The organism is Frigoribacterium sp. CFBP 8751, assembly GCF_014841545.1.
GTDB lineage: Bacteria > Actinomycetota > Actinomycetes > Actinomycetales > Microbacteriaceae > Frigoribacterium.
Window position 1 is genome coordinate 173,066 of the sequence record NZ_JACYUB010000007.1, and the last position, 24,341, is coordinate 197,406.

Consider the following 24,341-nt stretch of genomic DNA (forward strand, 5'->3'; position numbering starts at 1 on the left):
CCGCCCGTCCAGCCCGCCCGACCAGCCCCGTCCGACCAGCCTGGCCCGGTCGGGTCCGGCCCATCGACGGCCGCCGCCGCCGCGGTCGGATCGACCTCAGCCCCGGCTGCGACGCTCGGCGTCGCTCTCCGACAACCGCGCGACCACCTGACGGGCGATCGCCCGCCCCGCCCGGTTGGCCCCGATGGTCGACGCCTGCGGCCCGTACCCCGCGAAGAACAGCCGCGGGTCGAGGGTGGAGGCGCCGCCCTCGACGCTCACGCCCCCGTCGGCCGACCGCAGCCCGAGGGGTGCCAGATGGCGCAGCTCGGGGCGGAATCCGGTCGCCCAGACGATGGCGTCCGCGTGGGCGAAGGTGCCGTCCGCCCAGCGCACACCGTTCGGCTCGACCGCCGCGAACATCGGCCGCTCGACCAGCACGCCACGCTCGATGCCCGACACGAAGCGGCGGGTGCGGGGCACGCCGGTGCCACTGACGATGCTCGGCAGCGCCTGTCCCGCCCGGGCCGCGCGATCCTGGGCCGCCACCGCGGCGACGGCCGACTCGACGTCGAGCTCGCCCTGGTCGAGCCAGTCGACCGGTCGGCGCGTCACCCACGTCGTCGAGGCCGCGATGCCGTCGAGTTCGAGCACGAAGCCGATCGCGCTCGTTCCGCCGCCGACCACGACCACGTCGAGCCCCTCGAGCTCGGACGCCGCCCGGTAGTCCGAGGTGTGCAGCTGGCGCCCACGCAAGGTGTCGCGCCCGGGGTACCACGGCACGAACGGGGCACCCCAGGTGCCGGTCGCGTTCACGACGACCTCGGCCCGCACCGATCCCGAAGCCGGCACCGAGGCGGCCCCGGCCCCGGCCCCGGCGCCCGGGGCCGTCGCGGCCTCCGAACCGAGACCCGAGGAGGCGCGGGCCGCCCACCGCACCGAGAAGCCGTCCCCCAGCCCGGTCACCCCGGTCACCTCGACCGGGCGCCGCACGTCGAGCCCGAGCGCGTCCTCGTACCGGGCGTACCGGTCGGCGACGACGTCACGCGCCGGGGCCGACCGGTCGGCGTCGGCGAACCCCAGCCCCAGCCCGTCCATGCCCGGCAGGTCGTGCACCCGGTGCGCGGCACCCAACCGCAGGCTCTCCCAGCGGTGCTGCCACGCGCCTCCGGACCCGGGGCCCCGGTCGAGGACGACGAGATCGCGACCCACCTCGAGTCCGAGCCGCCGCAGGTACCACGAGACCGACAACCCGGCCTGGCCCGCGCCGATCACGAGGACCCGCGTCCGCTCGCCTTCGCCCCCAGGAGTCATCCCGACCATCATGCCCGTCCGAGGCGGCAGCCGGGGCTAGGGGTACATGATAAGATCGGTCCAGTTTTTCAAGAGCATCCTGTCGGCAGTTCCCGGGTCGTCCGACACCGTTTCCGGGCCGAGTTCAGAGGGGGTCACGCATGGGGCGCGGCCGTCAAAAAGCCAAGCACACCAAGGTCGCCAGAGAGCTGAAGTACTTCAGCCCTGACACCAACTACGGTGCACTCGAAAAAGAGTTGGCGACGAAGAACGACTCCGGCGACGAATACGTCGACAAATGGGCCGACGACTTCGACGACGAATACGACACCGAGCACGACCAGAACAAGAGCGCCTGAGGCCGGTCGGCTGATGACCTCTTCGTCCTCGTCCCTCGTGTGGGAGCAGGTCGTCGTCGACTCGAGCGACCCCGCACGGCTCGCACGCTGGTGGGCAGACGCCCTCGGCTGGGTGGTCGTCTCGTCCGACGACGACGAACCCGAGATCCGTCCGACGCCCGACACGCTGCCCGGGTTGCTCTTCGTGAGCGTCCCCGAAGCCAAGACGGTCAAGAACCGTCTGCACCTCGACTTCCGCCCGACCCCGGTCGACGGTCAGAGCCGCGAGGCGACGCAGGCCGACGAGGTCGCGCGACTCGAGTCGCTCGGGGCCGTCCGTGCACAGGTCGGCCAAGACGACTCCGACGTGTCGTGGGTGGTCCTCGCCGACCCCGAGGGCAACGAGTTCTGCGTCCTCTGAGTCCGCACGACGCACGCCACACGACGATGGCCCCTCGATCTCTCGAGGGGCCATCGTCGTGTGTCACCTGCTCGACGGGCGACGGGTCGAACGCGCGACGGTGCCGCCGTCAGGAGGCGCGGCTCAGCCGCCGACGAGCGTCGCGACCGCGGGCAGCAGCCCCACGACGAGCAGCAGGATCATGCCGCCGGCCGTGAGAGCCGCGACCTTGCGCCCCCCGGTGACGGGTGACGCGGACGACCGCAGCGGTGCGGGCTCGGCGGGGACGCGGCTGATCCGGGCGCTGCGCGGGGCGGCGACCGCCGCACGCGAGACGGCGGGGAGGGGGATGCGGGTGGTGCTCATGGGTCGACTCCTTCGTCGTCCGGTCTGACGTCGTCGTCAGCGCGCCCGGCACGGGCGTGCGTTCATCGTACGCCGACGCCGGGGCGACGCCACTCGGCGTGACGGGCGATCAGCCCGCGTAGGACCCGACGAGCCGCACCGCGCCTCCGTCGACGCCCTTGGCGCCCTGTTCGAACCCGGCGAGATCGCGCTGCCCGGTCGAGACGGTGCCGACGGGCCAGGTCGCGATGCCGTCGGCCTCGAGGGCCGAGGTGACCGCGTCGGCCTGCGACGCGGCGACGACGGCGATCATGCCGATGCCGAGGTTCCAGGTGCCCTCGCTCGACTCGAGGGTCGAGCCGGCCAGGTCGCTCAGCACGCGGAAGACGGGCAGCGGCGACCAGGTCGAGCGGTCGACCTCGGTCCACGACCCGCGGGGGAGCACGCGAGCGAGGTTGGCCGCGATGCCGCCCCCGGTGACGTGGCTGAGCGAGTGGATCGCGCCGTCGAGCGCGGGGTCGTCGAGCACGCGCAACAGGGGTGACGTGTAGAGGCGCGTCGGTTCGAGCAGCGCCTCGCCGACGGTGCCCGAGAACTCGGGCAGGGTGTCGTCGTAGCCGAGGTCGCGTGAGGCCAGGATGTGGCGCACGAGCGAGAAGCCGTTCGAGTGCACGCCCGACGAGGCGAGCGCGAGCACGACGTCGCCGTCGCCGACGAGGTGCGGGCCGAGCTGGCGCCCCGACTCGACCGCACCGACCGCGGCGCCGGCCACGTCGTAGTCGTCGGGCCCGAGCAGGCCGGGGTGCTCGGCGGTCTCGCCGCCGACGAGGGCGGTGCCCGTCTCGCTGCAGGCCCGGGCGATGCCCTCGACGATCGAGGCGATGCGGGCCGGCACCACGCGGCCGCAGGCGATGTAGTCGGTCATGATCAGCGGCCGGGCGCCGACCACGACGATGTCGTCGACGACCATGCCCACCAGGTCTTGCCCGATCGTGTCGTGCTTGTCGAGCGCCTGGGCGATGGCGACCTTCGTGCCGACGCCGTCGGTCGACGTGGCGAGCAACGGCTTGTCGAAGTCCTTGAGGAACGACACGTCGAACAGCCCGGCGAACCCGCCGACGCCGCCGACGACACCGGGGCCGTGCGTGGCACCGACGGCCGCCTTCATCAGCTCGACCGCCCGGTCGCCGGCGGCCGTGTCGACCCCCGCTGCGGCGTAGGAGGCGCTGGTCGAGTGGGCAGAGGAGGTCGCCATTCGTTCATCCGTTCGGTGTCGCTCTAGACTGTCGCGGTAACCCCAACTCTACGGTCTGGAGCCAGATCCGCATGTGCGGCATCGTCGGTCTCGTCGCGCACGAGCCAGCAAATCAACTCGTCTACGACTCGCTCCTCCTGTTGCAGCACCGCGGGCAGGACAGCGCCGGCATCGCCACCGCCGAGGGCGGCATCTTCCACGTGCACAAGACCAAGGGGCAGGTCCGCGAGGGCTTCCGCACCCGCGACATGCGTGCGCTGCTCGGCAACATGGGCCTCGGCCACGTGCGCTACGCCACCAAGGGCGCGGCCAGCAACGAGCAAGAGGCGCAGCCGTTCTACGTGAACGCGCCCTACGGCATCGTGCTGATCCACAACGGCAACCTGACGAACACGCGCGAGCTCACCAGCGAGCTCTTCCACGTCGACCGGCGCCACCTCAACACGAACAGCGACACCGAACTGCTGGTCAACGTGCTGGCGCACGAGCTGCAAGAGCAGGTCAACGGCAGCGAGCTCGACCCCGAGCAGATCTTCGCCGCGGTCTCCCGCGTGCACGACCGGGTGCAGGGCTCGTACGCGGCCATCGCCATGATCGCCGGCCACGGTCTGCTGGCCTTCCGCGACCCCTTCGGCATCCGCCCGCTGGTCCTGGGTCGCCGTCTCGCCGCCGACGGCGTCCGCGACGAATGGATCACCGCCTCCGAGTCGCTCGTCCTCGAGTCCGGCGGCTACGAGATCGTCCGCGACGTCGCCCCCGGCGAGGCCGTCTTCATCTCGCTCGACGGCCAGATGGTGTCGAAGCAGTGCCACGCCAGCCCGCGCCTCATCCCCTGCTCGTTCGAGTACGTCTACCTGGCCCGCCCCGACTCGATCATGAACGGCATCTCGGTCTACGACGCCCGACTGCGCCTCGGCAACCGGCTGGCCGACACGATCGCCGCGCACTCGCCGATCGGCGACATCGACGTCGTCATGCCGATCCCCGACTCGTCCCGCCCCGCAGCAATGCAGGTCGCCCAGAAGCTCGGCATCGAGTACCGCGAGGGCTTCTACAAGAACCGTTACGTGGGGCGCACCTTCATCATGCCGGGGCAGGCCGAGCGCAAGCGGTCGGTGCGCCAGAAGCTCAACGCGATGTCGAGCGAGTTCAAGGGCAAGAACATCCTGATCGTCGACGACTCGATCGTCCGCGGGACGACGTCGCGCGAGATCGTCGAGATGGCCCGGGCCGCCGGAGCGAACAAGGTGACCTTCACCTCGGCCGCTCCCCCGGTGCGCTTCCCGCACGTGTACGGCATCAACATGCCGTCGCGGCACGAGCTGGTCGCCCACGACCGCAAGATCCCCGAGATCGCCCGCGAACTGGGTGCCGACCACCTCATCTACCAAGAGGTCGCCGACATGCAGGCCGCCATCACCGAGGGCAGCGACGTCACCGAGCTCGAGATGAGCTGCTTCACGGGCGACTACGTCACCGGCACCGTCAGCCCCGAGTACCTCGCCTGGGTCGAGGCCAACCAGCTCAGCTGAGCCGGCGCGTCCGTCGGCACCCGCGCCTCCTGCGCTGCGTGTCGACCGCGCTCCCGTCGCCACCCTCGCCTCGCCCCGCTTCCACCCCCTGGGGGAGGCGCGGTGCCGGTGGGCGTCCCTAGGCTGGGGGCCATGAGCGACGTCGGCATGCCCCGCCCCGAACCGACCGCGACGCCCCCGGCGTCCGCCCTGCAGATCACCGGTCTGCGCAAGGCGTTCGGCGACAAGGTCGCCGTCGACGGAATCGACCTGACCGTGCCGACGGGTTCGTTCTTCGGCCTCGTCGGCCCGAACGGCGCCGGCAAGACGACCACGCTCTCGATGGCGACCGGGCTGCTGCGTCCCGACGCGGGCCGGATCGAGGTGCTGGGCGTCGACGTCTGGTCCGACCCGACGCACGCCAAGTCGCTCGTGGGCGTGCTCAGCGACGGCATCTCGCTCTTCGACCGCCTCACCGGCGAGCAGCTCGTCACCTACCACGGCCTGCTCAACGGCATGAGCCGCGAGACGACGGCACAGCGGGTCGGCGACCTCCTCGACCTGCTCGACCTCCGCTCGGCCGGCGGCACGCTCGTCGTCGACTACTCCGCGGGCATGACCAAGAAGGTGGCGCTCGCCTGCGCGCTGGTCCATGCGCCGCGCCTCCTCGTCCTCGACGAGCCGTTCGAGTCGGTCGACCCGATCTCGGCCGCGAACATCCGCGACATCCTGCACGGTTACACGCAGAACGGCGGCACGGTCATCGTGTCGAGCCACTCGATGGACCTCGTCCAACGCATGTGCGACCACGTCGCCGTCATCGCGGCCGGTCGCGTGCTCGCGGCCGGCACGACCGACGACGTGCGCGCCGGCTCCACTCTCGAAGACCGCTTCGTCGAACTCGTCGGCGGTCGTCAGCACAATGAGGGGCCGTCGTGGTTGCGCACCTCCTGAGTCTGCGCTGGCGGGTGCTGCTGAACGGCTTCAAGCGCAGCACCTGGCAGATCGTCGCGGCCGTCATCGGCGGGCTCTACGGCCTCGGCGTGCTCGCCGCCGTCGTCGTCGGCCTCGTCGCCCTCTCGTTCGCGCCCGAGCGCTGGGCCTGGACGGCCGGCGTGCTCGGTGGCTCGCTCGTGGTCGTCGGCTGGGTCGTCGTGCCGTTCGTCGCCCGGGGCTACGACCAGACCCTCAGCGTCTCGAAGCTGCGTCAGTTCCCCTTGCCCGCCGACCGGCTCCTCGCCGCCCTGTTCGTCGCGGGGCTGCTGGGCATCCCGGGCATCGTCACGCTCGTCGCCGCCCTCGCGACGACCTTCAGCTGGCTGCAGCACCCGCTGTCCGCCGTCCTCGCCCCGTTCTGTGGGGTGCTCGGCGTCTTCGTCTGCGTCGCGGCGTCCCGTGCGGTCGAGACCGCCACCAGCGCGCTGGGCGCCAAGCGCCGCTACCGCGAGCTGATGAGCGTTGCGATCTTCGTGCCCCTCATCCTGGCCGGGCCCCTGATCGGCCTGGTCGGACAGGGACTCAGCTCGCTCGGCGACGACCTGCCCCGCGTCGCCCACGCCCTGTCGTGGAGCCCGCTCGGCGCCGCCTGGTCGATCCCGGGCGACGTCGCCCTCGGCCGACCGGGCGAGGCCGCCCTCAAGGCCCTCATCGCCCTGGCCACCCTGGGTGTGCTCCTGCTGCTGTGGCGGCGGGGCCTGGCGACCGCGCTCGTGGCTCCCCCGGCCGTCACGGCCACCTCGGCGTCCAAGGGCCTCGGACTCTTCGCACGTTTCCCCGCGACGCCGACGGGTGCGGTCGCGGCCCGGACGGCCGTCTACTGGTTGCGCGACCCTCGGTACGGCGGGTCGCTGATCGTCGTCCCCCTGATGCCGGTCCTGGCGATCTTCCTGTCATTCTCCCTCGAGACGACCTGGCCGCTGTACGCCATCGGCCCGGCCGTCGCCGCCCTGCTCGCGATCACACTGGCCGCCGACGTCTCGTACGACGGCACGGCCTTCGCCGCCCACCTGTCGACCGGGCTGGCGGGTTCGGCCGACCGCGCCGGTCGTGTCCTCACGCTCTCGCTGTTCGCGGTGCCCTCCGTCGTGCTCGCCACGCTCGTCCCGCTGGCGGTGGTGGGTCGATTCGACGTGGCCCCGGCCCTGCTCGGCATCGGCCTGGGCCTGCTGCTCACCGGGTTCGGCGTGTCGAGCGTGGCCTCGGCGCTGTACCTGATGCCCGTCCCCGCGGCGGGCGAGAGCCCCTTCAAGTCCCCGCCCGGGGCCAACGTCACCTCGGCCCTGGGCCTCTACGCCTCGTGGGCGATCGTCTTCGTGGCGTCGCTGCCCGAGCTCGTGCTCGGCATCGTGGCGCTGGTTCAGGGGTCGGTGCTGCTGGGGCTGCTGACGCTCGTCGTCGGCGTCGTCCTCGGGGCCGTGCTGATGGTCGTCGGCATCCGACGTGGTGGACGCCTGCTCGACGCCCGGGGGCCCGAGCTCCTCACCCGGTTGCGCCGGGCTCGCGGAGCCTGACCCGGGCCGTCGGCTCGCACGCGGTCGGCCGGGCGACGTCAGGCGCGGTCGGCCGGGCGACGTCAGGCGCGGTCGGAGTCGCCGTCGGTCACCTGACGGGGATCGGCGTCGGGCTCGGCGACGGGAACCTCGAGGCGTTCACGTTCGACCTGGACGCGCTTCGCGCCCCGGCTGGTGATCCGCTCGGCGACGATGGCGACGACGCAGCCGGCGGCCCCGCCGATCGTGAGCCCCCACAGCGAGATGTACCCGTAGGTCTGCGCGACGCCCTCGCCCGAGTCGAACGGGAAGAGCGAGGTGACGATCAGCGACACGACGACCCCGAGCGCCGCGCCCATGATCAAGAAGACGGGCACCTTGGGCGCCCGACGCACGGTGACCTCGTCACGTTCGACGGTGGACTCGGCGGCGCGACCGACGGAGGGCTCGACGACGGGCTCGGGTCGCTGCTGGTCGTCGGGTGCGTTCGTCACCCGCCCATCATCCCAGAGGCGGCTGACCATCGCCGACGCCCGTCTCGACGTCGAGCATGGGCCACCGAGGAGGCGCGGGTCAGCCCCGCTGCCAGGCGATCGGCACGTAGCCGGTCAGGTCGGCCCTGCTGCCGGATGCCGACACGAGCGCCCCGGCCCGCGCCTCCTGCCAGCTGAGGTCGCCGGTGGCGAGTCGCACGAAGGTGGCGGCGTCGGTCTCGACGACGTTGGGCGGTGTGCCCCGGGTGTGGCTGAGACCCTCGCGGAACTGCACGGCGCCGAACGGCGGCACGCGCACCTCGACCGTGGCCCCGGGTTCGCCGTCGGCGAGCACCTGCAGCAACCAGCGGACGGCCATGGCGGTCACCGGCCGCGGTGCGGTCCCGTCGGCGGCGAGCGCGGTCCGCACCTCGCCCACGGCGGCCGATCCCGCCGCGTCGTCGATCCGTGCCCTGGCCATGCGCCCACGCTACCCGCGCCTCCCCTTCCCGCACTGCGCCTCCCCCTCCCGGTCCAGGTCCCGCTCCCCGTCCTCGTCCCGTCCCCGTCCCCGTCCGGTCCCGTCCCGTCCTCGTCCCGTCCCGCGCGAGCACATCCCGACCGCCCAGGGCGCCCCCGGCGGGCCGAACCCGACATCCACCCCCCGACACTCCGCTCACCTCCGCCCTCCCGCGGCGTGGCGCAGCCCACTGGTCGCGAATTGCACACCCCCGCCCCCGCCCCGGACTCGGCGCCGCAGCGCAGCCGCCACCTCGGACTCCGCACCGCGGCACACCCTCGGTAGGCTGTGGCGCGTGCGAATCCTCGTCCTCGGTTCCGGTGCTCGCGAGCACGCCATCATCACCGCCCTGTTGCGCGAAGACGCGGGCCACGAGATCACCGCGGCCCCCGGTAACGCGGGCATCGCCGACCAGGTCGGCATCGTGCACCTCGATCCGTCCAACGGTGCCGTCGTCACCGAGTACGCGCTCGAGAACGACGTCGAGCTGGTCGTCGTCGGCCCCGAGGCACCGCTGGTGGCCGGTGTCGCCGACGCCCTCCGCACCCGGGGCATCCCGGTCTTCGGTCCCGGCAAGAAGGCCGCGGCACTCGAGGGCAGCAAGACCTTCGCGAAACGCATCATGGACGAGGCCGGCGTGCCCACCGGGCGGGCCACGCGCGTGGGCACCCTCGACGAGGCCGTCGCGGTGCTCGACGACTTCGGTTCCCCCTACGTCGTCAAGGCCGACGGGCTGGCGGCCGGCAAGGGCGTCCTCGTCTCGGACGACCGCGCCGCGGCGGTCGAGCACACCACCTACTGGTTGCAGCACGGGCCCGTCCTCGTCGAGGAGTTCCTCGAGGGCCCCGAGGTCTCGTTGTTCTTCCTCAGCGACGGCCACACGGTCGTGCCGCTCAGCCCGGCACAGGACTACAAGCGCCTGCTCGACGGAGACGCCGGCCCCAACACCGGTGGCATGGGCGCCTACTCGCCGCTCCCCTGGCTGGCCGACCGCTTCGGCAGCGAGAAGGACTTCGTCGACGAGGTGCTCGACACCATCGCCACCCCGACGGTGCGACAGCTCGAGTCCGAGGGCACGCCGTTCATCGGCCTCCTCTACGCCGGGCTCATCCTCACCGAGAACGGCGTGCGCGTCATCGAGTTCAACGCCCGGTTCGGCGACCCCGAGACGCAGGTCGTCCTGCCCCGTCTGGTCACGCCGCTGAGCGGACTGCTGCTCGCCGCCGCGACCGGGTCGCTCGGCAACCACGAGTCGCCGCGCTTCTCCACCGACGTCGCCGTGACGGTGGTCCTCGCCAGCGAGGGCTACCCCGAGGGCGCCGTCAGCGGTCGCCCGCTGCGGGGGCTCGACGACGCGACCGCCGTCGCCGGCGTCCACGTGGCCCACGCCGCGACCGCCCGCCTCGACGACCGGCTCATCGCCACCGGCGGGCGCGTGCTCAGCGTGGTGGCCGAGGGGTCCGACTTCACCGAGGCCAGGGGTCGGGTCTACGACGCCCTCTCGCGCATCGAGCTCGAGGGCGGCCAGTACCGTCACGACATCGCCGAGCGGGTCGCCCGATGACGGCCCCCGACGGCACCACGGCCCCGGCCGACGGGACCGCAGGAGGCGCGACGCGCCAGGCGACGCCCGTCACGCCGGGCACCCCGCGCCACCTCGACGGCTGGACGCCCGTGTACTCGGGCAAGGTCCGCGACCTCTACGTCCCGGCACCGGTCGCCGGCTCGGTCGGCGACGCCGCCACCCTCGCCGACACCGAGCACGTGCTGGTCGTCGCGAGCGACCGGGTCAGCGCCTTCGACCAGGTGCTCGAGCCCGGCATCCCGGGCAAGGGTGCCCTGCTGACGCAGCTCAGCCTGTGGTGGTTCGCGCAGTTGGCGACCGTGCCGAACCACCTCGTCGACCCGACCACCGCCTCCGTCTCGTTGCCCGCGCAGGTCCGGGACCGCGCGATGCTCGTGAAGCCGCTCGACATGTTCCCCGTCGAGTGCGTCGTCCGCGGGTACCTGGTCGGCAGCGGCTGGGCCGAGTACCGCGAGCACGGCACCGTCTGCGGCATCCCGCTGCCCGAGGGGCTGTCGAACGGCGACCGCCTGCCCGAACCGATCTACACCCCGGCGTACAAGGCGCCGCTCGGCGAGCACGACGAGAACATCTCGTTCGAACGCACCGTCGAACTCGTCGGCGCCGAGACCGCGGCGGCCCTTCGCGACCGGTCGCTCGAGATCTACCGTCTGGCGTCCGACGTGGCCGAGGCCCGCGGGGTCATCCTCGCCGACACCAAGTTCGAGTTCGGCGCCGACAGGGCCACGGGCGAGATCACCCTCGGCGACGAGGTGCTGACGAGCGACAGCAGCCGTTTCTGGGACGCCGAGGTCTACGCCTCGGGCAACCGCACCCAGAGCTTCGACAAGCAGATCGTCCGCGACTGGCTCTCCGCGCACTGGGACGGCACGGGCGAGGCCCCCGCCCTGCCCGACGACATCGTCGCCCTCACGGCCGCCCGCTACCGCGAACTCATCGAGCGCCTCACCGCCCGCTGACCCGGGTCCGCACCCTGGACCCCGTTCCGGACGACGAACCCCCGTTTCTCGTGGTCCATCGTCCCGAACGGGGTTTCTCGCGTGCCGAGGGTGACGACTCGTGTCGGCCGGGAATGCCGGGCACGGCCGGCCAGTTCATGTCGATGACACGTCACCGATCAGGTGACCACCCGACCCGACCAGACCGAGGGCACCCATGACCGACACCTCCGCGACCGACGCGACCCGCGCCTCCTCGTCCTCCGCAGCCGACGCGTCGGCCACGGGACGGCGGGCACCGGGTGCACGCCGCGCCGACCTGCTCGCCGCCGACACCGGCATGGGGGCGGTCACCCTCCGGGTCGCCGACCTCGACGCGATGACCGCCTACTACCGCGACGCCGTGACCCTGACGGTGCTGGCCGCCGAACCGACCGTGGGCCGCGTGGTCCTCGGTCGAGGAGCGACCCCGATCGTCATCCTCGAGCACGCTCCCGAGCTGAAGCACGCCGGGCCGCGCGAGGCTGGCCTGTTCCACACCGCGATCCTGTTCGAGACCGAGGCCGACCTCGCCGCCGCCGTCTACGGCGTCGCGACCCGTCACCCCGGCACGTTCACCGGCAGCGCCGACCACCTCGTCAGCAAGGCCTTCTACTTCACCGACCCCGAGGGCAACGGCATCGAGCTCTACTGGGACCGTCAGCGCTCCGAGTGGTCCTGGACCCACGGCCAGGTCGACATGGCGACCCTCGCCCTCGACCCGAACGCGTTCGTGCAGCAGAACGTCACCGAGGAGGCGCTGGCCGGCTCGGCATCCCGTCCCGCCACGGTCGGCCACGTGCACCTGAGCGTGGGCGACGTCGAGTCGGCCCACCGGTTCTACGTCGAGCAGCTCGGCTTCGAGACGACGACGCGCTTCGGGCCGCAGGCCCTGTTCGTCAGCGCGGGCGGCTACCACCACCACATGGCGATGAACACCTGGAACAGCGCCGGGGCCGGGCGTCGCCAGCTGGGGCTGGGGCTCGGCCTGGTGCGCATCGAGGTGCCGACGGCCGACGACCTGGGCGCCCTCGGCGAGCGCCTCGGCCACCACGGCGTCGCCACCCGGGACGACGGGCGGGTGCTCGGGTTCGACGATCCCTGGTCCAACCAGCTCCAGGTGACCGTGCGACCGCAGTCGGCTTAGCCCTCGGTCGCAGGCCCCCTCGGCGGCGCCGATGGCTACGGTGGTGAGCATGCCTGCAGCCGAATCCCCCACGTTCTCCACGACCCCCGAGGGCGACCTCACGCTCGACGACCACGAGGCGATCGCGGCGATGCTCGCCCGGGCGTTCCCGAGCTACGACCACTGGTACGCCGGGGCTCGCAGCTGGGCGGGGATGCAACCCGAGCTGCGGGTCGTCGCGCGTCAGGGCGACGTCGTGGTGGCGCACGCCGGCCTGCGTCGCCAGTTCGTCACCGTCGGCGACACGGACCTGCTCGTCACGGCGGTCGGCATGGTCGCCGTCTCGCCGACCGTCCAGGGCACCGGCCTCGGCGGCGAACTGCTCCGTCAGGTCGACGCGGCACTGACGTCGCTCGGCAGCGGCTTCGGCGTGCTCGAGACCGGGGACGACGTCCAGGGCTTCTACCGGCGCGGCGGATGGCTGCCGCTCGACGGTCTCACGGCGCACTACACGGCGTTCAGCGCCGACGGCGCCGGCGTCCTCGTCACCCAGGACCACGGCTGGCTGCTCCGCGAGGGCACGCGCACCCTCGCCGACTGGCCCCAGGGCGAGCTGAACTGGAACGGCCAGATGGTCTGACCCGCACGGCACCCGAGGCCGCACGTGCCCCGGAACGCCGAGGAGGCGCGGTGACCGACGAACGGTCACCGCGCCTCCTGCGGTCTGTCGCGACTGCCGACTACGCCGGGACGCCGACCTCCGCCGGGTCCTCGTTCGAGCCGGGAGCCTCGGGCTCGACGCCCTTGCGGACGCGCAGACCCAGGGTGGGGTCGACGTTGGTCCAGTACTCGTAGACGCGCTCGCGCAGAGCGGGCTGGGTGACCTTCGAGACGTGGCCCACGATGTTCTGCACCAGGCGGTCGCGCTCCTCGTCGTCCAGCACCTCGCGGACGAGCGTGCCGGCCTGGCCGAAGTCGTCGTCCTCGGGGTGAAGCGTCACGGACGAGCGGACGAGCTCGCCGTCGCTCTCCCAGCCGCCGGTGTCACCCGCGGCCTGCGGGTCCGCCGCCGGGCCGCCCACCGAGTTCGGTGCGTAGACCGGAGCCGTCGCCTCGCTGAAGTGGTACCGCGCGGCGCCGTCCTTCGAGTACGAGTGCACCTCGGTCTTGGGCGTGTTCACCGGCAGCTGCTGGTGGTTGACGCCGATGCGGTAGCGGTGGGCGTCCGCGTAGCTGAAGATGCGCGCGAGCAGCATCTTGTCGGGGCTGGTCGCGATGCCGGGGACGAAGTTCGACGGGGCGAACGCGGCCTGCTCGATCTGCGCGAAGTAGTTCTCGGGGTTGCGGTTCAGCGTCATGGTGCCGACCTCGATGAGCGGGTAGTCCGCGTGCGGCCACACCTTCGTCAGGTCGAAGGGATTGAAGCGGTACGTGGCCGCCTCGTCGTAGGGCATCACCTGCACCGACAGCGTCCAGGTCGGGAAGTCGCCGCGGTCGATGGCCTCGGAGAGGTCGCGGATGTGGAAGTCGGCGTCCTCACCCGCGATGCGGTCGGCGTCGTCCTGCGTGAGGATCTTGTTGCCCTGGTTCGTCTTGAAGTGGTACTTGACCCAGAAGCGCTCGCCCTCGGCGTTGATCCACTGGTACGTGTGCGAGCCGAAGCCGTCCATGTTGCGCCACGAAGCGGGAAGGCCCCGGTCGCCCATCAGCCAGGTCACCTGGTGCGCCGACTCGGGCGACAGCGTCCAGAAGTCCCACTGCATGTCGTGGTCGCGCAGGTGCGAACCGGGCAGGCGCTTCTGCGAGTGGATGAAGTCGGGGAACTTGATGCCGTCACGGATGAAGAACACGGGCGTGTTGTTGCCCACGAGGTCGTAGTTGCCCTCGCTCGTGTAGAACTTCAGCGCGAAACCGCGGGGGTCGCGCCACGTGTCGGGGCTGCCCTGCTCGCCGGCGACGGTCGAGAAACGCGCGAGCATCTCGGTCTCGACACCGGGCTGGAAGAGCGCGGCGCGCGTGTAGCGCGAGACGTCGGCAGTCGTGACGAACGTGCCGAAGGCTCCGCCGCCCTTGGCGTGGACGATGCGCTCGGGCACCTTCTCGCGGTTGAAGTTGGCCAGCTTCTCGACCAGCTTGTGGTCGTGCAGGACGATCGGGCCGTCGGCGCCGACCGACTGCGAGAACTCGTCGCTGGCGGCGGGGGCGCCGTTGTCGGTGGTGGTGATCTTCTTGGCGTCGGTCATGTGTCCTCTTTCGTTCGTGGTTCGTCGTCGTGTGAGATCAGGGGGCGGGCGGCGGGTCAGGCCACGGGGACGGCCGCGTCGGTCGCGGCCAGGCGGTCGGACGAGGAGGCGCTGCTCGACTCGTCGCCCTCCGCACCGTCGGCCTCGGCCGCTCGACAGGCCGGGCACAGACCCCAGAAGGTCACCTCGGCGGTCTGCACGAGGTATCCCGAGTCGTGTGAGGGTGTGAGGCAGGGGGCATGACCGACGACGCAGTCGACGTCGGCGACCGAGCCGCACACGCCGCAGACGACGTGGTGGTGGTTGTCGCCCGTCCGCAACTCGTAGAGCGCCGCCGAGCCCGCGGGTTCGATGCGGCGCACCAAGCCGGCGCCGGTCAGCGCGTTGAGCACTCCGTACACCGCCTGGACCGATGTGCCGGGCAGTTCGAGGGCCACCCGGGCGAAGACCTGCTCGGCGGCCGCGTGCGGCGACGGCTCGAGGGCGCGCAACACGGCGAGCCGGGGCTCGGTCACGCGCAGCCCGGCGGAGCGCAGGGCCTCGCGAGGGTCGTCGGTCGGGTGGGTCATGGGTCAAGTGAACCACTCTTTTGATCCGATCAAAACAATCCGGGCCGGCTCGGAGGCTGTTCCCGGGTTCGGACGCGCCCTGTGGACAACGACCCCGGGGCGCCGTCGGGTCGCTAGCGTCATCGACATGACCACCGCCGCCACGACCTCGTCGTCAGCCGCCCCCGCCGTCCCCCCGGGGCGCGACCTCGTGGTCGACCTCGCCCGCGTCTTCTGCGTCCTGTTGGTCGTCGCGATCCACGTGATGATGGTGGGCGTCGCCGTCGACTCGACGGGTGCCGTCGTGGCGAACCGCCCCCTGCAAGAGCAGTCCTGGTTCCCCCTGTCGACCTGGGCCGGGCAGATCATGCCGCTCTTCTTCGTGGTCGGCGGCTTCGCCAGCGCCACGGCCTGGGCCGGCGCTCGTCGCCGCGGCGACGATGCCGGCGACTTCGTCCGGGGCCGCCTGCTGCGGCTCGCTCGGCCGGCGAGCGCCGTCTTCGCCGTCCTCGCGCTCGCCCTCGCCGTGGCGGCCCTGCTCGGGGCCGATCCCGACCTGGTCGACGTCGTCGCGACCGGGGTGGGTTCGCCGTTCTGGTTCCTCGCCGCCTACGGCATCACGCAGGTACTCGTGCCGGTCATGGCGCGATTGCACGCCACCCGCCCCTGGGCGACCCTGTTCGTCCTGGTCGTCGCCGCCGTCCTGGTCGACGCCGTGCGGTACGGCACCGGCGTCACGGCCGTCGGCCTCCTCAACCTCGCCTTCGTGTGGTTGTTCGTGCAGCAGCTCGGCTTCGCCTACGCCGACGGGCTGTTCCGTCGGACGCCTCGGGTCGTGCTGCTCGTCGTCGCCGTCGTGGCCTATGCCGCCCTGGTCCCGCTGACCGCGGCCGGGCCGTGGTCCGACGACATGCTGAGCAACCTCAACCCGCCGACGGTGCCGCTCATGGTGCTCGGGGTGGCCCAGATCTGCGTGCTCTCGCTCGTGCACCCCGCCCTGTCCCGCCTGATGTCCACGTCGTCGGCCCGTGCCGTCGTGTTCGCGATCGGCAGCCGCGGCATGACCGTCTACCTCTGGCACCTCCCGGTGCTGATCGCCCTGCTCGGGTTCCTGCTGGCCGTGGGCGGGCCGCTCCCGCAGCCCTCGACGGCCACCTGGTGGTGGACGCGCCTGCCGATCTGGGCCCTCGTCATCGGGCTGACCTGCCTCGTGTCGCTGGCCACGGCTCGGTTCGAGCGGCCCCCGCGAGCGCTCCCCGCGGGCCGGCGCCGCGCCTCCTGGTGGCTCATCGGGGCGGCGGCGGTGCTCGCGATCGGACCACCGTTCGACGTGATGCAAGAGGGCCTCGACCTCCGCAACGCGGTGGCGGGTGCGATCTGCCTGCCCCTGGCGATCTGGCTGCTCGGACGGTCACGACCCGCCGTCACCGCCGAGGGCGTTCACCGGCCCGCCCAGGCCCAGGCCGAGGCCGTCGGGCCGACGGACGTGGCCCGGAAAGGGTAGACGCCCGGCCGACGGGGGGTTCGGCCGGGCGTCCGGCGGTCTCGGGGCGGATCAGGAACCCTTCGACCGGAAGCGGAACAGAAGGCCCGATCACGAGGCCCGTGTTCTGTCCGCCGAGATCACTGTGCGGCCCGAATCCATGATCCGGCTGACAAGAGCCTCGCATTCCGCTGACGATCGCCGCGGCGGCCCGTCCACCCCGCACGACGGACGGCACCACCTGGAGGCGCGCCCGGCTGCCGTAGACTCGTCGCGTCCACCCGTTGACGCCTCTGCAGGAGTAAACCAGTGCCCACAATCGTCGTCGAGGTCATGCCCAAGGCTGAACTGCTCGACCCTCAGGGCAAGGCCGTCGCCGGCGCCCTCTCCCGTCTCGGCAAGGGGGCGTTCACCGACGTCCGCATCGGCAAGCGCTTCGAGATCACGGTCGAGGGCGAGGTGACCGACGCCGTGCTCGCCGACGTCCGCGAGCTCGCCGACGACATGTTCTCGAACTCGGTCATCGAAGACGTCGTCTCGATCACCGTCGCCGACGCTCCCGCCGCCCTCTGATGCGCGTCGGCGTCGTCACCTTCCCCGGCTCCCTCGACGACCGCGACGCGCAGCGCGCGGTCCGACTCGCAGGCGGTGAGCCTGTCGCCCTCTGGCACGGCGACCACGACCTGAAGGGCGTCGAGGCGATCATCCTGCCCGGTGGCTTCAGCTACGGCGACTACCTGCGAGCCGGCGCGATCGCGTCCTTCTCGCCGATCATGGCCGACGTGGTCGACGCCGCGAACGCGGGCATGCCCGTCCTCGGCATCTGCAACGGCTTCCAGATGCTCGCCGAGGCCCGCCTGATCCCGGGTGCGCACACCCGCAACGCGCACCAGCAGTTCATCCGCCGCGACCAGCGCCTCGTCGTCGAGAACGCCCGCACCGACTGGACGAACGGCTTCACCGAGGGGCAAGAGATCACCATTCCCCTCAAGAACGCCGACGGCCGTTTCATCGCCGACGCCGAGACCGTCAAGCGCATCGAGGGTGAGGGGCAGGTCGCGTTCCGCTACGTCGGCGTCAACCCGAACGGGTCGATGGACGACATCGCCGGCGTCACCAACGCGCGCGGCAACGTCGTCGGCCTCATGCCGCACCCCGAGCACGCCGTCGAAGAGGGCTTCGGCCCCGACACCCCCGCCGCGATGTCGAGCGGTGTCGACGGCCTGACCTTCTTCACGTCCGTTCTCGAGAGGGCCCTCGCCAAGTGACCGACCAGACCGACCGCGCCCCGCACGACGCCGAGATGATCGACGTCCGCCCCGAGGGGCACGTGCCCGACACCGTGGCGAACGCCGCGGCGACGCCCGACCGCGAGCAGCCCTACGGAGCCCTCGGGCTGAAGGCCGACGAGTACGCGAAGATCCGCGAGATCCTCGGTCGTCGCCCCACGAGCGGCGAACTCGCCATGTACTCGGTCATGTGGAGCGAGCACTGCTCGTACAAGTCGAGCAAGATCTACCTCCGCCAGTTCGGCCAGAAGGTCTCGCCCGCCATGAAGAAGAACCTCATGGTCGGCATGGGCGAGAACGCCGGCGTGGTCGACGTGGGGGGCGGCTGGGCCGTCACCTTCAAGGTCGAGTCGCACAACCACCCCAGCTACATCGAACCCTTCCAGGGTGCCGCCACCGGTGTCGGCGGCATCGTCCGCGACATCATCTCGATGGGCGCCCGTCCGGTCGCGGTCATGGACCAGCTGCGCTTCGGCGACATCGACGCGCCCGACACGGCGCGCGTGGTCGACGGCGTCGTCGGCGGCATCAGCTTCTACGCCAACTGCCTCGGACTGCCCAACATCGGGGGCGAGACCTACTTCGACGCGGTCTACCAGGGCAACCCCCTGGTCAACGCGTTGGCCGTGGGCGTCCTGCGCCACGAAGACCTGCACCTGGCCAACGCCCGGGGCGTCGGCAACAAGGTGGTCCTCTTCGGCGCTCGCACCGGTGGCGACGGCATCGGCGGCGCCTCCATCCTCGCCTCCGACACGTTCTCGTCCGGTGGGCCGACCAAGCGTCCCGCCGTCCAGGTCGGCGACCCCTTCGCCGAGAAGGTGCTCATCGAGTGCTGCCTCGAACTGTTCCGCGACGAGCTGGTCGAGGGCATCCAAGACCTCGGCGCCGCCGGCATCAGCTGCGCCACGTCCGAGCTCGCCTCGAACGGTGACGGCGGCATGTTCATCGAACTCGACAACGTCCTGCTGCGCGACCCGTCGCTCACCGCCGAAGAGATCCTGATGAGCGAGAGCCAGGAGCGCATGATGGCCGTCGTGCGTCCCGAGAAGCTCGACGCGTTCCTCGCCGTCGTGGCGAAGTGGGACGTCGAGACCAGCGTGCTCGGCGAGGTCACCGACACCGGCCGTCTCGTCATCAACTGGCACGGCGAAGAGATCGTCAACGTCGAGCCCCGGACGGTCGCCGTCGACGGCCCGGTGTACGAGCGCCCCGTCGCCTACCCCAGCTGGATCGACGCCCTGCAGGCCGACAGCGCGTCGTCGCTGCCCCGCCCCACGGGCAACGCGGTGCTGCGCGAGCAGTTCCTCGAGCTGCTCGGCTCGCCCAACCTGGCCGACAAGAGCTGGGTCACGAACCAGTACGACACCTACGTGTTGGGCAACACCGCGCTCAGCTTCCCCGACGACGGCGGCATGATCCGTGTCGACGAAGAGACCGGTCTCGGCTTCGCGATCGCGACGGACGCCAACGGGCGCTACTGCCAGCTCGATCCCAAGCAGGGTGCGCGTCTGGCACTGGCCGAGGCGTACCGCAACGTCGCCGTGACCGGCGCCGTGCCCGCCGCGGTCACCGACTGCCTGAACTTCGGCAGCCCCGAGGACCCCGAGGTCATGTGGCAGTTCTCGCAGGCCGTCGAGGGACTGGCCGACGGGTGCCTCGAACTCGAGATCCCGGTCACCGGCGGCAACGTGTCGTTCTACAACCAGACCGGCACGCGCCCGATCCACCCCACACCCGTGGTGGGCGTCCTCGGAGTCATCGACGACGTCGCCAAGCGCATCCCGTCCGGCTGGCAGGACGAGGGCGACAACATCTACCTGCTCGGCACCACGTCGCTCGAGCTCGACGGGTCGGCCTGGGCCGGCGTCGTGCACGACCACCTCGGCGGCCGCCCGCCGGCGGTCGACCTCGCCGCCGAGGCCCAGCTCGCACAGCTGCTGCACGCCGGTGGCGACCAGTCGCTGATCGCCGCGGCCCACGACCTGAGCGACGGTGGTCTGGCGCAGGCACTGGCCGAGGCCGTGATGCGCTTCGGCGTCGGTGCCCGCGTCTGGCTGGGCGAGGTGCTCGAGCGTGACGGCATCGACGTCGCGACCGCGCTCTTCAGCGAGTCGACCGGTCGTGTGATCGTCTCGGTGCCCCGTGAGGACGACGTTCGTTTCCGCGGTCTCTGCGAGGGCCGTGGTTACCCCGTGGCCCGCATCGGCGTGACCGACGCCCAGTCCGGGTCGCTCGAGGTGCAGGACGTCTTCACGGTGTCCGTCGACGAGTTGCGCAGCACCCACCGCGGCACACTGCCGGCCCGCTTCGGAGCAACGATCGGCGAGTGATCCGCTCACACTGACAGCCGAGGCCCCCACCATGCGGTGGGGGCCTCGGCTGTTCCGGCCCGACTTCCCGTCGTCGACGACGACATGTAGCATGTCGGACCGTGACGATCTCGTCGGCCGCCTCGCGAGCCCCCACGGCCCACCGCCGGCACTTCGACGGCATCCAGGCCCTCCGCTTCGTGGCCGCCCTGCTGGTGGTGGTGACCCACACGATCTTCTACGCGCACGAACGGCTCGACCCTTCTTTCGCCCCATGGAGCTACGGGTCGGTCGGCGTCGACGTCTTCTTCGTCATCAGCGGTTTCGTCATGATGCACGCCGTGCGGTCCATGCCAGCCTCCGCCGACGCCTGGAAGACGTTCGCACGTCGACGACTCGAACGCATCGTCCCGCTCTACTGGATCGCGACGACCCTCAAGGTGGTCTCGCTGTTCGTCGTCCCCTCGGCCGTCCTGCACGCCACACTCGAACCCGTCAACGTGGTCGCGTCGTACGTCTTCGCTCCCACCCGCAACGCCGAAGGGAAGATCGAGCCCGTGCTCGGCGTCGGCTGGACACTCGTCTTCGAGGTCGCGTTCTATGCTCTCGTGGCCCTCTGCCTCGCGGCTCGGGTGCAGGTCCTCCCTGTCGTTGCGGTGGTGCTCACCACGTGTGCGGCGCTCTGGTGGGCGTTCGACCCAGGGCGCCCGGCCTGGGCGGTCTACTTCGACCCCATCGTCCTGTTCTTCCTGATCGGCATGGTGATCGCCGAGTTCTCGCTCCCCGGGCGCCGTCGCTGGCTCTGGACCACGTGGGCGCTCGCGCTCGTGGCGCTGATCGCCGTCCTCGTGGCACCCGGCGTGGACGGCTCGTTCGAGCGGAACGCACCCGCCCGCTTCGCGTCGGTCACCGCTCTCGTCGCGACGACGGTCCTGGCCGAGGGCCACCTCCGCCGGATGACGCCCGGGTGGGTCTTGACCGGCGGGGCGGCATCGTACGCTTTGTACCTCTTCCATCCGATGATCGCCCCGGCCGTCCCCGAGTTGTTCGCCCGCCTCGGGTGGACGAACGGCTGGCTCTCGGTCGGGGTGTCGGTTCCGTTGGTGGTGGCGTCGTCGATCGCCATCCACCGGCACGTCGAGCGTCCGATCGCGGCCGCCCTCATGCGCCGTCGCACCACAGGCCATCCGGCCCCCAGCCCTTGACGCTTGTCGCTTGGCGCTCCGTGCTCCGTGCTCAGCGCTCCGTGCTTGGAGCCCAGCCCTTTGCGCTTGTCGCTCGGCGCCAGGTGCTCAGCTCAGCGCGCGAGGCCTGTCCAGTCGGCCGCGAAGCGCGGCCCCGCTTCTTTCGACGAAACCGGTCACGCCGTCGCGGGGGGCCGAGGGCACGGAAAAGGAATTCCGTCGGGCCGAAGGGCCAAGACAAACCCCGTTCGGCGAAGCCGAACACCCCGCCGGAGGCGGCCAAGCAAGCACGAACAGCAATTCCCCCAGGCCGTAAGGCCAGGGGGAATCAAATTGCTGGGGTACCTGGACTCGAACCAAGAACAACTGAACCAGAATCAGTCGTGTTGCCAATTACACCATACCCCAATGATGACAACCGTAAGGTCTACATCACTGTCGGCCCATCACCTGGACCGACGTCTACTGTACAGCATCCGCCAGGTGTTCGAGGCCACCGATGAGGTCGCGATTGATCACGGCGGCCACCCGGGCGCCATCACCCGCGGCGACGATCAATTGCTGAGGCCCGGGCGCCGTGCTCTCGCCGGCGGCGTAGAGCCCCGGCACCGACGTGCGACCGTGCCCGTCGACCACGAGCAGCCCGTCGTCGTCCAGGTCGGCTCCTGTGCCAGCGACGTAGTCGAGCGCGGCCGACCACTCCGGGCGCACGAAGCCGCCGGCCCGGGGGACGATCGTGCCGTCCTCGAGCACCACCCCGCGCATGCCTTCGCGGTCACCGTCGATGCTCGCCACCCGGCGTCGGTCCACCGTGATGCCGCGGGCCACCAGCGCAACCTCGTCCTTCGGCGTGACGACGTCCGAACCGTGCGTGAACACGATGAGGTCGTCGGTCCACTGCGAGAGCAACAGCGCGCGCTCGACGAGGTCGGAGTGCTCACCGATCAGCGCGAGCGGTTGGTCGCGTTTGTCGTACCCGTCACATTCGATGCAGCTGTGGACGTACGTGCCGTAGAACGCTCGGAGTTGGGCGATGTCGGGCAGGGTCTCCGTCAGCCCCGTCGTCACCAGCACGACCCCCGCCACGGCAGATGACTGCTGCCCACGAAACTCGCACGAGAGGTCGAACCCACCGGGGACGGGGACGACGTTCGTCGCGATGGTCTGTCGGTGCTCGGCGCCCTCGTAGCCCAGGAACTCGTCGCGCCCGAGCTTCCGCAGCTCGAGCGGCGAGATGCCGTCCCGCGTGAGGTACCCGTGCGAGAGCAACGTGGCGGAGTTGCGCGGCCGGTTGCTGTCGATCAGCAGGACGCGTCGTCGCGCGCGGACGAGGTTGAGCGCAGCGCTCAAGCCCGCGGGCCCTCCCCCGATGACCGCGACGTCGTAGCGCTCGGTCATGAGCGGCGGGCGAGGGCGGCGAGCCGGGCGAGAGTCGACTCGCGCCCGAGGATCTCCATCGACTCGAACAGTGGCGGACTCACGCGGCGTCCGGACAGCGCCACGCGGAGCGGCCCGTAGGCCACGCGGGGCTTGAGTCCGAGCCCGTCGACCAGTGCCGCCTTGAGGGCGGCCTGGATCGGCTCGTGCGTCCAGTCCGACACTCCCTCGAGAGCAGCCGAGGAGGCGCGCAGCACCTCGTCGGACCGCTCACCGAGCGAGGCCAGCGCGTCGTCTTCGTGGACGAGCTCGTCGTCGGCGGTGAACAAGAACCCGAGCATGCCACGGGCCTCGGACAAGAGGGTCATGCGCTCCTGGACGAGAGGCGCAGCCTGCACCAGCACGCCCCGCTCGGCCTCCGTCGGCGGCACGCTCACGATCCCTTCGAGGTAGGGCAGCAGTCGCTCGGTGAAGTCGTCGACCGCGAGCAAGCGGATGTGGTCGCCGTTGATGGACTCGGCCTTCTTCACGTCGAACCGTGCCGGGTTCGGATTCACGTCGACCACGTCGAACGCCGCGACCATCTCGTCGATCGAGAACACGTCCCGGTCATGTGTCAGGGACCACCCCAGGAGCGCGAGGTAGTTGACGAGGCCCTCGGGGATGAATCCGCGGTCGCGGTGGTGGAACAGGTTCGACTCGGGGTCGCGTTTCGAGAGCTTCTTGTTGCCGTCGCCCATGACGTAGGGCAGGTGGCCGAAGCGAGGCACGAATGTCGTGATGCCGAGCTCGACCAGCGCCTCGTAGAGAGCGATCTGCCGCGGCGTCGACGAGAGGAGGTCTTCGCCTCGCAGGACGTGCGTGATGCCCATCAAGGCGTCGTCGAGCGGGTTGACGAACGTGTAGAGAGGAACACCGTTCGGCCGGACGACGACGAAGTCGCTGAAGGACCCCGCCGGGAACGTGATCGGACCACGCACGAGATCGTCGAAGCTGAGATCGCGGTCGGGAACCCGCAGTCGGAGCGCCGGCTGACGGCCTTCAGCCCGGAACGCGGCCCGCTGCTCGTCACTGAGCTCTCGCTCGAAGTTGTCGTAGCCCTGCTTGGGGTCTCGACCGTTCGCTATGTTGCGGGCCTCGATCTCTTCACCCGTGGCGAAGCTCTCGTAGAGCAGGCCACGCTCCAGGAGTTGATCGATGACTCCGCGGTAGATGTCGTGGCGCTGGGACTGCCGATAGGGACCATGAGGCCCGCCGGCGTCGACACCCTCGTCCCAATCGATCTTGAGCCAGCGCAGTCCGTCCAGGATCTGCTCGTAACTCTCTTCGCTGTCTCGGGCGGCATCCGTGTCTTCGATGCGGAACACGAGCTTGCCGCCCGTGTGCCGGGCGTAGGCCCAGTTGAAGAGAGCGGTGCGGATGAGACCGACATGCGGCGTTCCGGTGGGCGAGGGGCAGAACCGCACGCGCACGTCGGCGCCGGTGGCGGTGGAGAAGGGAGCAGACATCGGGTCGATCTTACCGGGGTCCACCACCTGATCAGCGTTAAACGCAGAAAGGCCCCTTCCGAAGAAGGGGCCTTTCTGGTGTTGCTCGTGCTCTTCGCACTAAAAGGAG

The 24,341-nt window shown here is 71.0% G+C and carries 23 protein-coding genes and 1 tRNA gene; 14 read left to right on the forward strand and 10 right to left on the reverse strand.

Annotation, left to right across the window (positions count from 1 at the left end):
• Positions 1-96 precede the first annotated feature (96 nt).
• Positions 97-1,293: an NAD(P)-binding domain-containing protein gene (locus IFT88_RS15490; RefSeq protein WP_192121622.1), complete on the reverse strand. Its 1,197-nt coding sequence runs from the start codon at positions 1,291-1,293 to the stop codon at positions 97-99.
• A gap of 140 nt (positions 1,294-1,433) precedes the next feature.
• Here IFT88_RS15490 and IFT88_RS15495 point away from each other — a divergent pair, with 140 nt between their 5' ends.
• Entirely contained in the window at positions 1,434-1,631 is a 198-nt protein-coding gene (locus IFT88_RS15495; RefSeq protein WP_056227242.1) for a DUF3073 domain-containing protein, read from the forward strand.
• A gap of 13 nt (positions 1,632-1,644) precedes the next feature.
• On the forward strand, positions 1,645-2,031 hold the full coding sequence (locus tag IFT88_RS15500; protein ID WP_056227237.1) for a VOC family protein: 387 nt from the start codon (positions 1,645-1,647) through the stop codon (positions 2,029-2,031).
• Between the two features lie 123 nt (positions 2,032-2,154).
• On the opposite strand, the gene IFT88_RS15505 is transcribed toward IFT88_RS15500, so the two are convergent.
• Both IFT88_RS15505 and purM read right to left on the reverse strand, forming a co-directional pair.
• Positions 2,155-2,376 (reverse strand): hypothetical protein, encoded by a 222-nt coding sequence (locus IFT88_RS15505; RefSeq protein ID WP_043597427.1) that lies wholly within the window; start codon positions 2,374-2,376, stop codon positions 2,155-2,157.
• A 109-nt stretch (positions 2,377-2,485) separates the two neighbouring features.
• Entirely contained in the window at positions 2,486-3,610 is a 1,125-nt protein-coding gene (gene purM, locus IFT88_RS15510; RefSeq protein ID WP_192121624.1) for a phosphoribosylformylglycinamidine cyclo-ligase, read from the reverse strand.
• Positions 3,611-3,681: 71 nt separating this feature from the next.
• On the opposite strand from purM, the gene purF reads away from it, so the two are divergent.
• The 3 genes from purF to IFT88_RS15525 all read left to right on the forward strand — a co-directional run bounded on the left by purF (position 3,682) and on the right by IFT88_RS15525 (position 7,631).
• Positions 3,682-5,142: an amidophosphoribosyltransferase gene (gene purF / locus IFT88_RS15515; protein WP_043597430.1), complete on the forward strand. Its 1,461-nt coding sequence runs from the start codon at positions 3,682-3,684 to the stop codon at positions 5,140-5,142.
• A gap of 132 nt (positions 5,143-5,274) precedes the next feature.
• The gene (locus tag IFT88_RS15520) at positions 5,275-6,075 is read left to right on the forward strand and encodes an ABC transporter ATP-binding protein (RefSeq protein WP_235477952.1); all 801 of its coding nucleotides are present in this window, start codon (positions 5,275-5,277) and stop codon (positions 6,073-6,075) included.
• Positions 6,057-7,631 (forward strand): hypothetical protein, encoded by a 1,575-nt coding sequence (locus IFT88_RS15525; protein WP_043597432.1) that lies wholly within the window; start codon positions 6,057-6,059, stop codon positions 7,629-7,631. The genes IFT88_RS15520 and IFT88_RS15525 overlap by 19 nt, the downstream gene beginning before the upstream one ends.
• 62 nt (positions 7,632-7,693) lie before the next feature.
• On the opposite strand, the gene IFT88_RS15530 is transcribed toward IFT88_RS15525, so the two are convergent.
• Together IFT88_RS15530 and IFT88_RS15535 are read right to left on the reverse strand one after the other, a co-directional pair.
• Positions 7,694-8,104, reverse strand: a complete 411-nt coding sequence (locus IFT88_RS15530; RefSeq protein WP_192121626.1) for a hypothetical protein — start codon at positions 8,102-8,104, stop codon at positions 7,694-7,696.
• A 79-nt stretch (positions 8,105-8,183) separates the two neighbouring features.
• Complete coding sequence (locus tag IFT88_RS15535; protein WP_043597433.1) at positions 8,184-8,564, reverse strand: sterol carrier family protein; 381 nt, start codon at positions 8,562-8,564, stop codon at positions 8,184-8,186.
• Between the two features lie 334 nt (positions 8,565-8,898).
• On the opposite strand from IFT88_RS15535, the gene purD reads away from it, so the two are divergent.
• From purD to IFT88_RS15555, 4 genes are all read left to right on the forward strand, one after another.
• Positions 8,899-10,167, forward strand: coding sequence for a phosphoribosylamine--glycine ligase (gene purD, locus IFT88_RS15540; protein WP_192121628.1), 1,269 nt, complete (start codon positions 8,899-8,901; stop codon positions 10,165-10,167).
• Entirely contained in the window at positions 10,164-11,147 is a 984-nt protein-coding gene (locus IFT88_RS15545) for a phosphoribosylaminoimidazolesuccinocarboxamide synthase (RefSeq protein ID WP_192121630.1), read from the forward strand. The genes purD and IFT88_RS15545 overlap by 4 nt, the downstream gene beginning before the upstream one ends.
• Positions 11,148-11,466: 319 nt before the next feature.
• Positions 11,467-12,312: a VOC family protein gene (locus tag IFT88_RS15550; protein WP_043597455.1), complete on the forward strand. Its 846-nt coding sequence runs from the start codon at positions 11,467-11,469 to the stop codon at positions 12,310-12,312.
• A 49-nt stretch (positions 12,313-12,361) separates the two neighbouring features.
• Positions 12,362-12,931, forward strand: a complete 570-nt coding sequence (locus IFT88_RS15555) for a GNAT family N-acetyltransferase (protein WP_056049576.1) — start codon at positions 12,362-12,364, stop codon at positions 12,929-12,931.
• 100 nt (positions 12,932-13,031) lie between these two features.
• On the opposite strand, the gene IFT88_RS15560 is transcribed toward IFT88_RS15555, so the two are convergent.
• Positions 13,032-14,534, reverse strand: a complete 1,503-nt coding sequence (locus tag IFT88_RS15560; protein WP_056049517.1) for a catalase — start codon at positions 14,532-14,534, stop codon at positions 13,032-13,034.
• Between the two features lie 56 nt (positions 14,535-14,590).
• Entirely contained in the window at positions 14,591-15,103 is a 513-nt protein-coding gene (locus IFT88_RS15565; RefSeq protein ID WP_082060211.1) for a Fur family transcriptional regulator, read from the reverse strand.
• A gap of 127 nt (positions 15,104-15,230) precedes the next feature.
• Between IFT88_RS15565 and IFT88_RS15570 the strand changes: the two genes are divergently transcribed.
• From IFT88_RS15570 to IFT88_RS15590, 5 genes are all read left to right on the forward strand, one after another.
• Positions 15,231-16,586: an acyltransferase family protein gene (locus IFT88_RS15570; protein ID WP_192121632.1), complete on the forward strand. Its 1,356-nt coding sequence runs from the start codon at positions 15,231-15,233 to the stop codon at positions 16,584-16,586.
• Between the two features lie 288 nt (positions 16,587-16,874).
• On the forward strand, positions 16,875-17,138 hold the full coding sequence (gene purS / locus IFT88_RS15575; protein WP_137848084.1) for a phosphoribosylformylglycinamidine synthase subunit PurS: 264 nt from the start codon (positions 16,875-16,877) through the stop codon (positions 17,136-17,138).
• On the forward strand, positions 17,138-17,833 hold the full coding sequence (gene purQ / locus IFT88_RS15580) for a phosphoribosylformylglycinamidine synthase subunit PurQ (protein WP_043597441.1): 696 nt from the start codon (positions 17,138-17,140) through the stop codon (positions 17,831-17,833). The genes purS and purQ overlap by 1 nt, the downstream gene beginning before the upstream one ends.
• Positions 17,834-17,868: 35 nt before the next feature.
• Positions 17,869-20,184 (forward strand): phosphoribosylformylglycinamidine synthase subunit PurL, encoded by a 2,316-nt coding sequence (purL, locus tag IFT88_RS15585; RefSeq protein ID WP_056227580.1) that lies wholly within the window; start codon positions 17,869-17,871, stop codon positions 20,182-20,184.
• A gap of 101 nt (positions 20,185-20,285) precedes the next feature.
• Positions 20,286-21,368 (forward strand): acyltransferase family protein, encoded by a 1,083-nt coding sequence (locus IFT88_RS15590; protein WP_192121634.1) that lies wholly within the window; start codon positions 20,286-20,288, stop codon positions 21,366-21,368.
• A gap of 315 nt (positions 21,369-21,683) precedes the next feature.
• Here IFT88_RS15590 and IFT88_RS15595 read toward each other — a convergent pair.
• The 3 genes from IFT88_RS15595 to gltX form a co-directional block, all read right to left on the reverse strand.
• Positions 21,684-21,755, reverse strand: a tRNA-Gln gene (locus IFT88_RS15595).
• A gap of 54 nt (positions 21,756-21,809) precedes the next feature.
• Positions 21,810-22,745 carry an NAD(P)/FAD-dependent oxidoreductase gene (locus IFT88_RS15600; protein ID WP_192121637.1) on the reverse strand — a complete coding sequence of 312 codons (936 nt, stop codon included), beginning with the start codon at positions 22,743-22,745 and terminating at the stop codon, positions 21,810-21,812.
• Positions 22,742-24,232, reverse strand: a complete 1,491-nt coding sequence (gene gltX, locus IFT88_RS15605) for a glutamate--tRNA ligase (RefSeq protein ID WP_192121638.1) — start codon at positions 24,230-24,232, stop codon at positions 22,742-22,744. The genes IFT88_RS15600 and gltX overlap by 4 nt, the downstream gene beginning before the upstream one ends.
• Positions 24,233-24,341 lie beyond the last annotated feature (109 nt).

Excerpts from the sequence above, each read along its gene's own strand:
- IFT88_RS15600 (WP_192121637.1), bottom strand. The coding sequence starts at position 22,745 with ATGACCGAGCGCTACGACGTCGCGGTCATCGGGGGAGGGCCCGCGGGC.
- IFT88_RS15535 (WP_043597433.1), bottom strand. The coding sequence starts at position 8,564 with ATGGCCAGGGCACGGATCGACGACGCGGCGGGATCGGCCGCCGTGGGC.
- IFT88_RS15545 (WP_192121630.1), top strand. The coding sequence starts at position 10,164 with ATGACGGCCCCCGACGGCACCACGGCCCCGGCCGACGGGACCGCAGGA.
- purL (WP_056227580.1), top strand. The coding sequence starts at position 17,869 with ATGATCGACGTCCGCCCCGAGGGGCACGTGCCCGACACCGTGGCGAAC.
- purM (WP_192121624.1), bottom strand. The coding sequence starts at position 3,610 with ATGGCGACCTCCTCTGCCCACTCGACCAGCGCCTCCTACGCCGCAGCG.
- gltX (WP_192121638.1), bottom strand. The coding sequence starts at position 24,232 with ATGTCTGCTCCCTTCTCCACCGCCACCGGCGCCGACGTGCGCGTGCGG.
- IFT88_RS15555 (WP_056049576.1), top strand. The coding sequence starts at position 12,362 with ATGCCTGCAGCCGAATCCCCCACGTTCTCCACGACCCCCGAGGGCGAC.
- IFT88_RS15500 (WP_056227237.1), top strand. The coding sequence starts at position 1,645 with ATGACCTCTTCGTCCTCGTCCCTCGTGTGGGAGCAGGTCGTCGTCGAC.
- IFT88_RS15570 (WP_192121632.1), top strand. The coding sequence starts at position 15,231 with ATGACCACCGCCGCCACGACCTCGTCGTCAGCCGCCCCCGCCGTCCCC.
- IFT88_RS15520 (WP_235477952.1), top strand. The coding sequence starts at position 5,275 with ATGAGCGACGTCGGCATGCCCCGCCCCGAACCGACCGCGACGCCCCCG.
- IFT88_RS15560 (WP_056049517.1), bottom strand. The coding sequence starts at position 14,534 with ATGACCGACGCCAAGAAGATCACCACCACCGACAACGGCGCCCCCGCC.
- purQ (WP_043597441.1), top strand. The coding sequence starts at position 17,138 with ATGCGCGTCGGCGTCGTCACCTTCCCCGGCTCCCTCGACGACCGCGAC.
- IFT88_RS15490 (WP_192121622.1), bottom strand. The coding sequence starts at position 1,293 with ATGACTCCTGGGGGCGAAGGCGAGCGGACGCGGGTCCTCGTGATCGGC.
- purF (WP_043597430.1), top strand. The coding sequence starts at position 3,682 with ATGTGCGGCATCGTCGGTCTCGTCGCGCACGAGCCAGCAAATCAACTC.
- IFT88_RS15565 (WP_082060211.1), bottom strand. The coding sequence starts at position 15,103 with ATGACCCACCCGACCGACGACCCTCGCGAGGCCCTGCGCTCCGCCGGG.
- IFT88_RS15505 (WP_043597427.1), bottom strand. The coding sequence starts at position 2,376 with ATGAGCACCACCCGCATCCCCCTCCCCGCCGTCTCGCGTGCGGCGGTC.
- IFT88_RS15495 (WP_056227242.1), top strand. The coding sequence starts at position 1,434 with ATGGGGCGCGGCCGTCAAAAAGCCAAGCACACCAAGGTCGCCAGAGAG.
- IFT88_RS15550 (WP_043597455.1), top strand. The coding sequence starts at position 11,467 with ATGGGGGCGGTCACCCTCCGGGTCGCCGACCTCGACGCGATGACCGCC.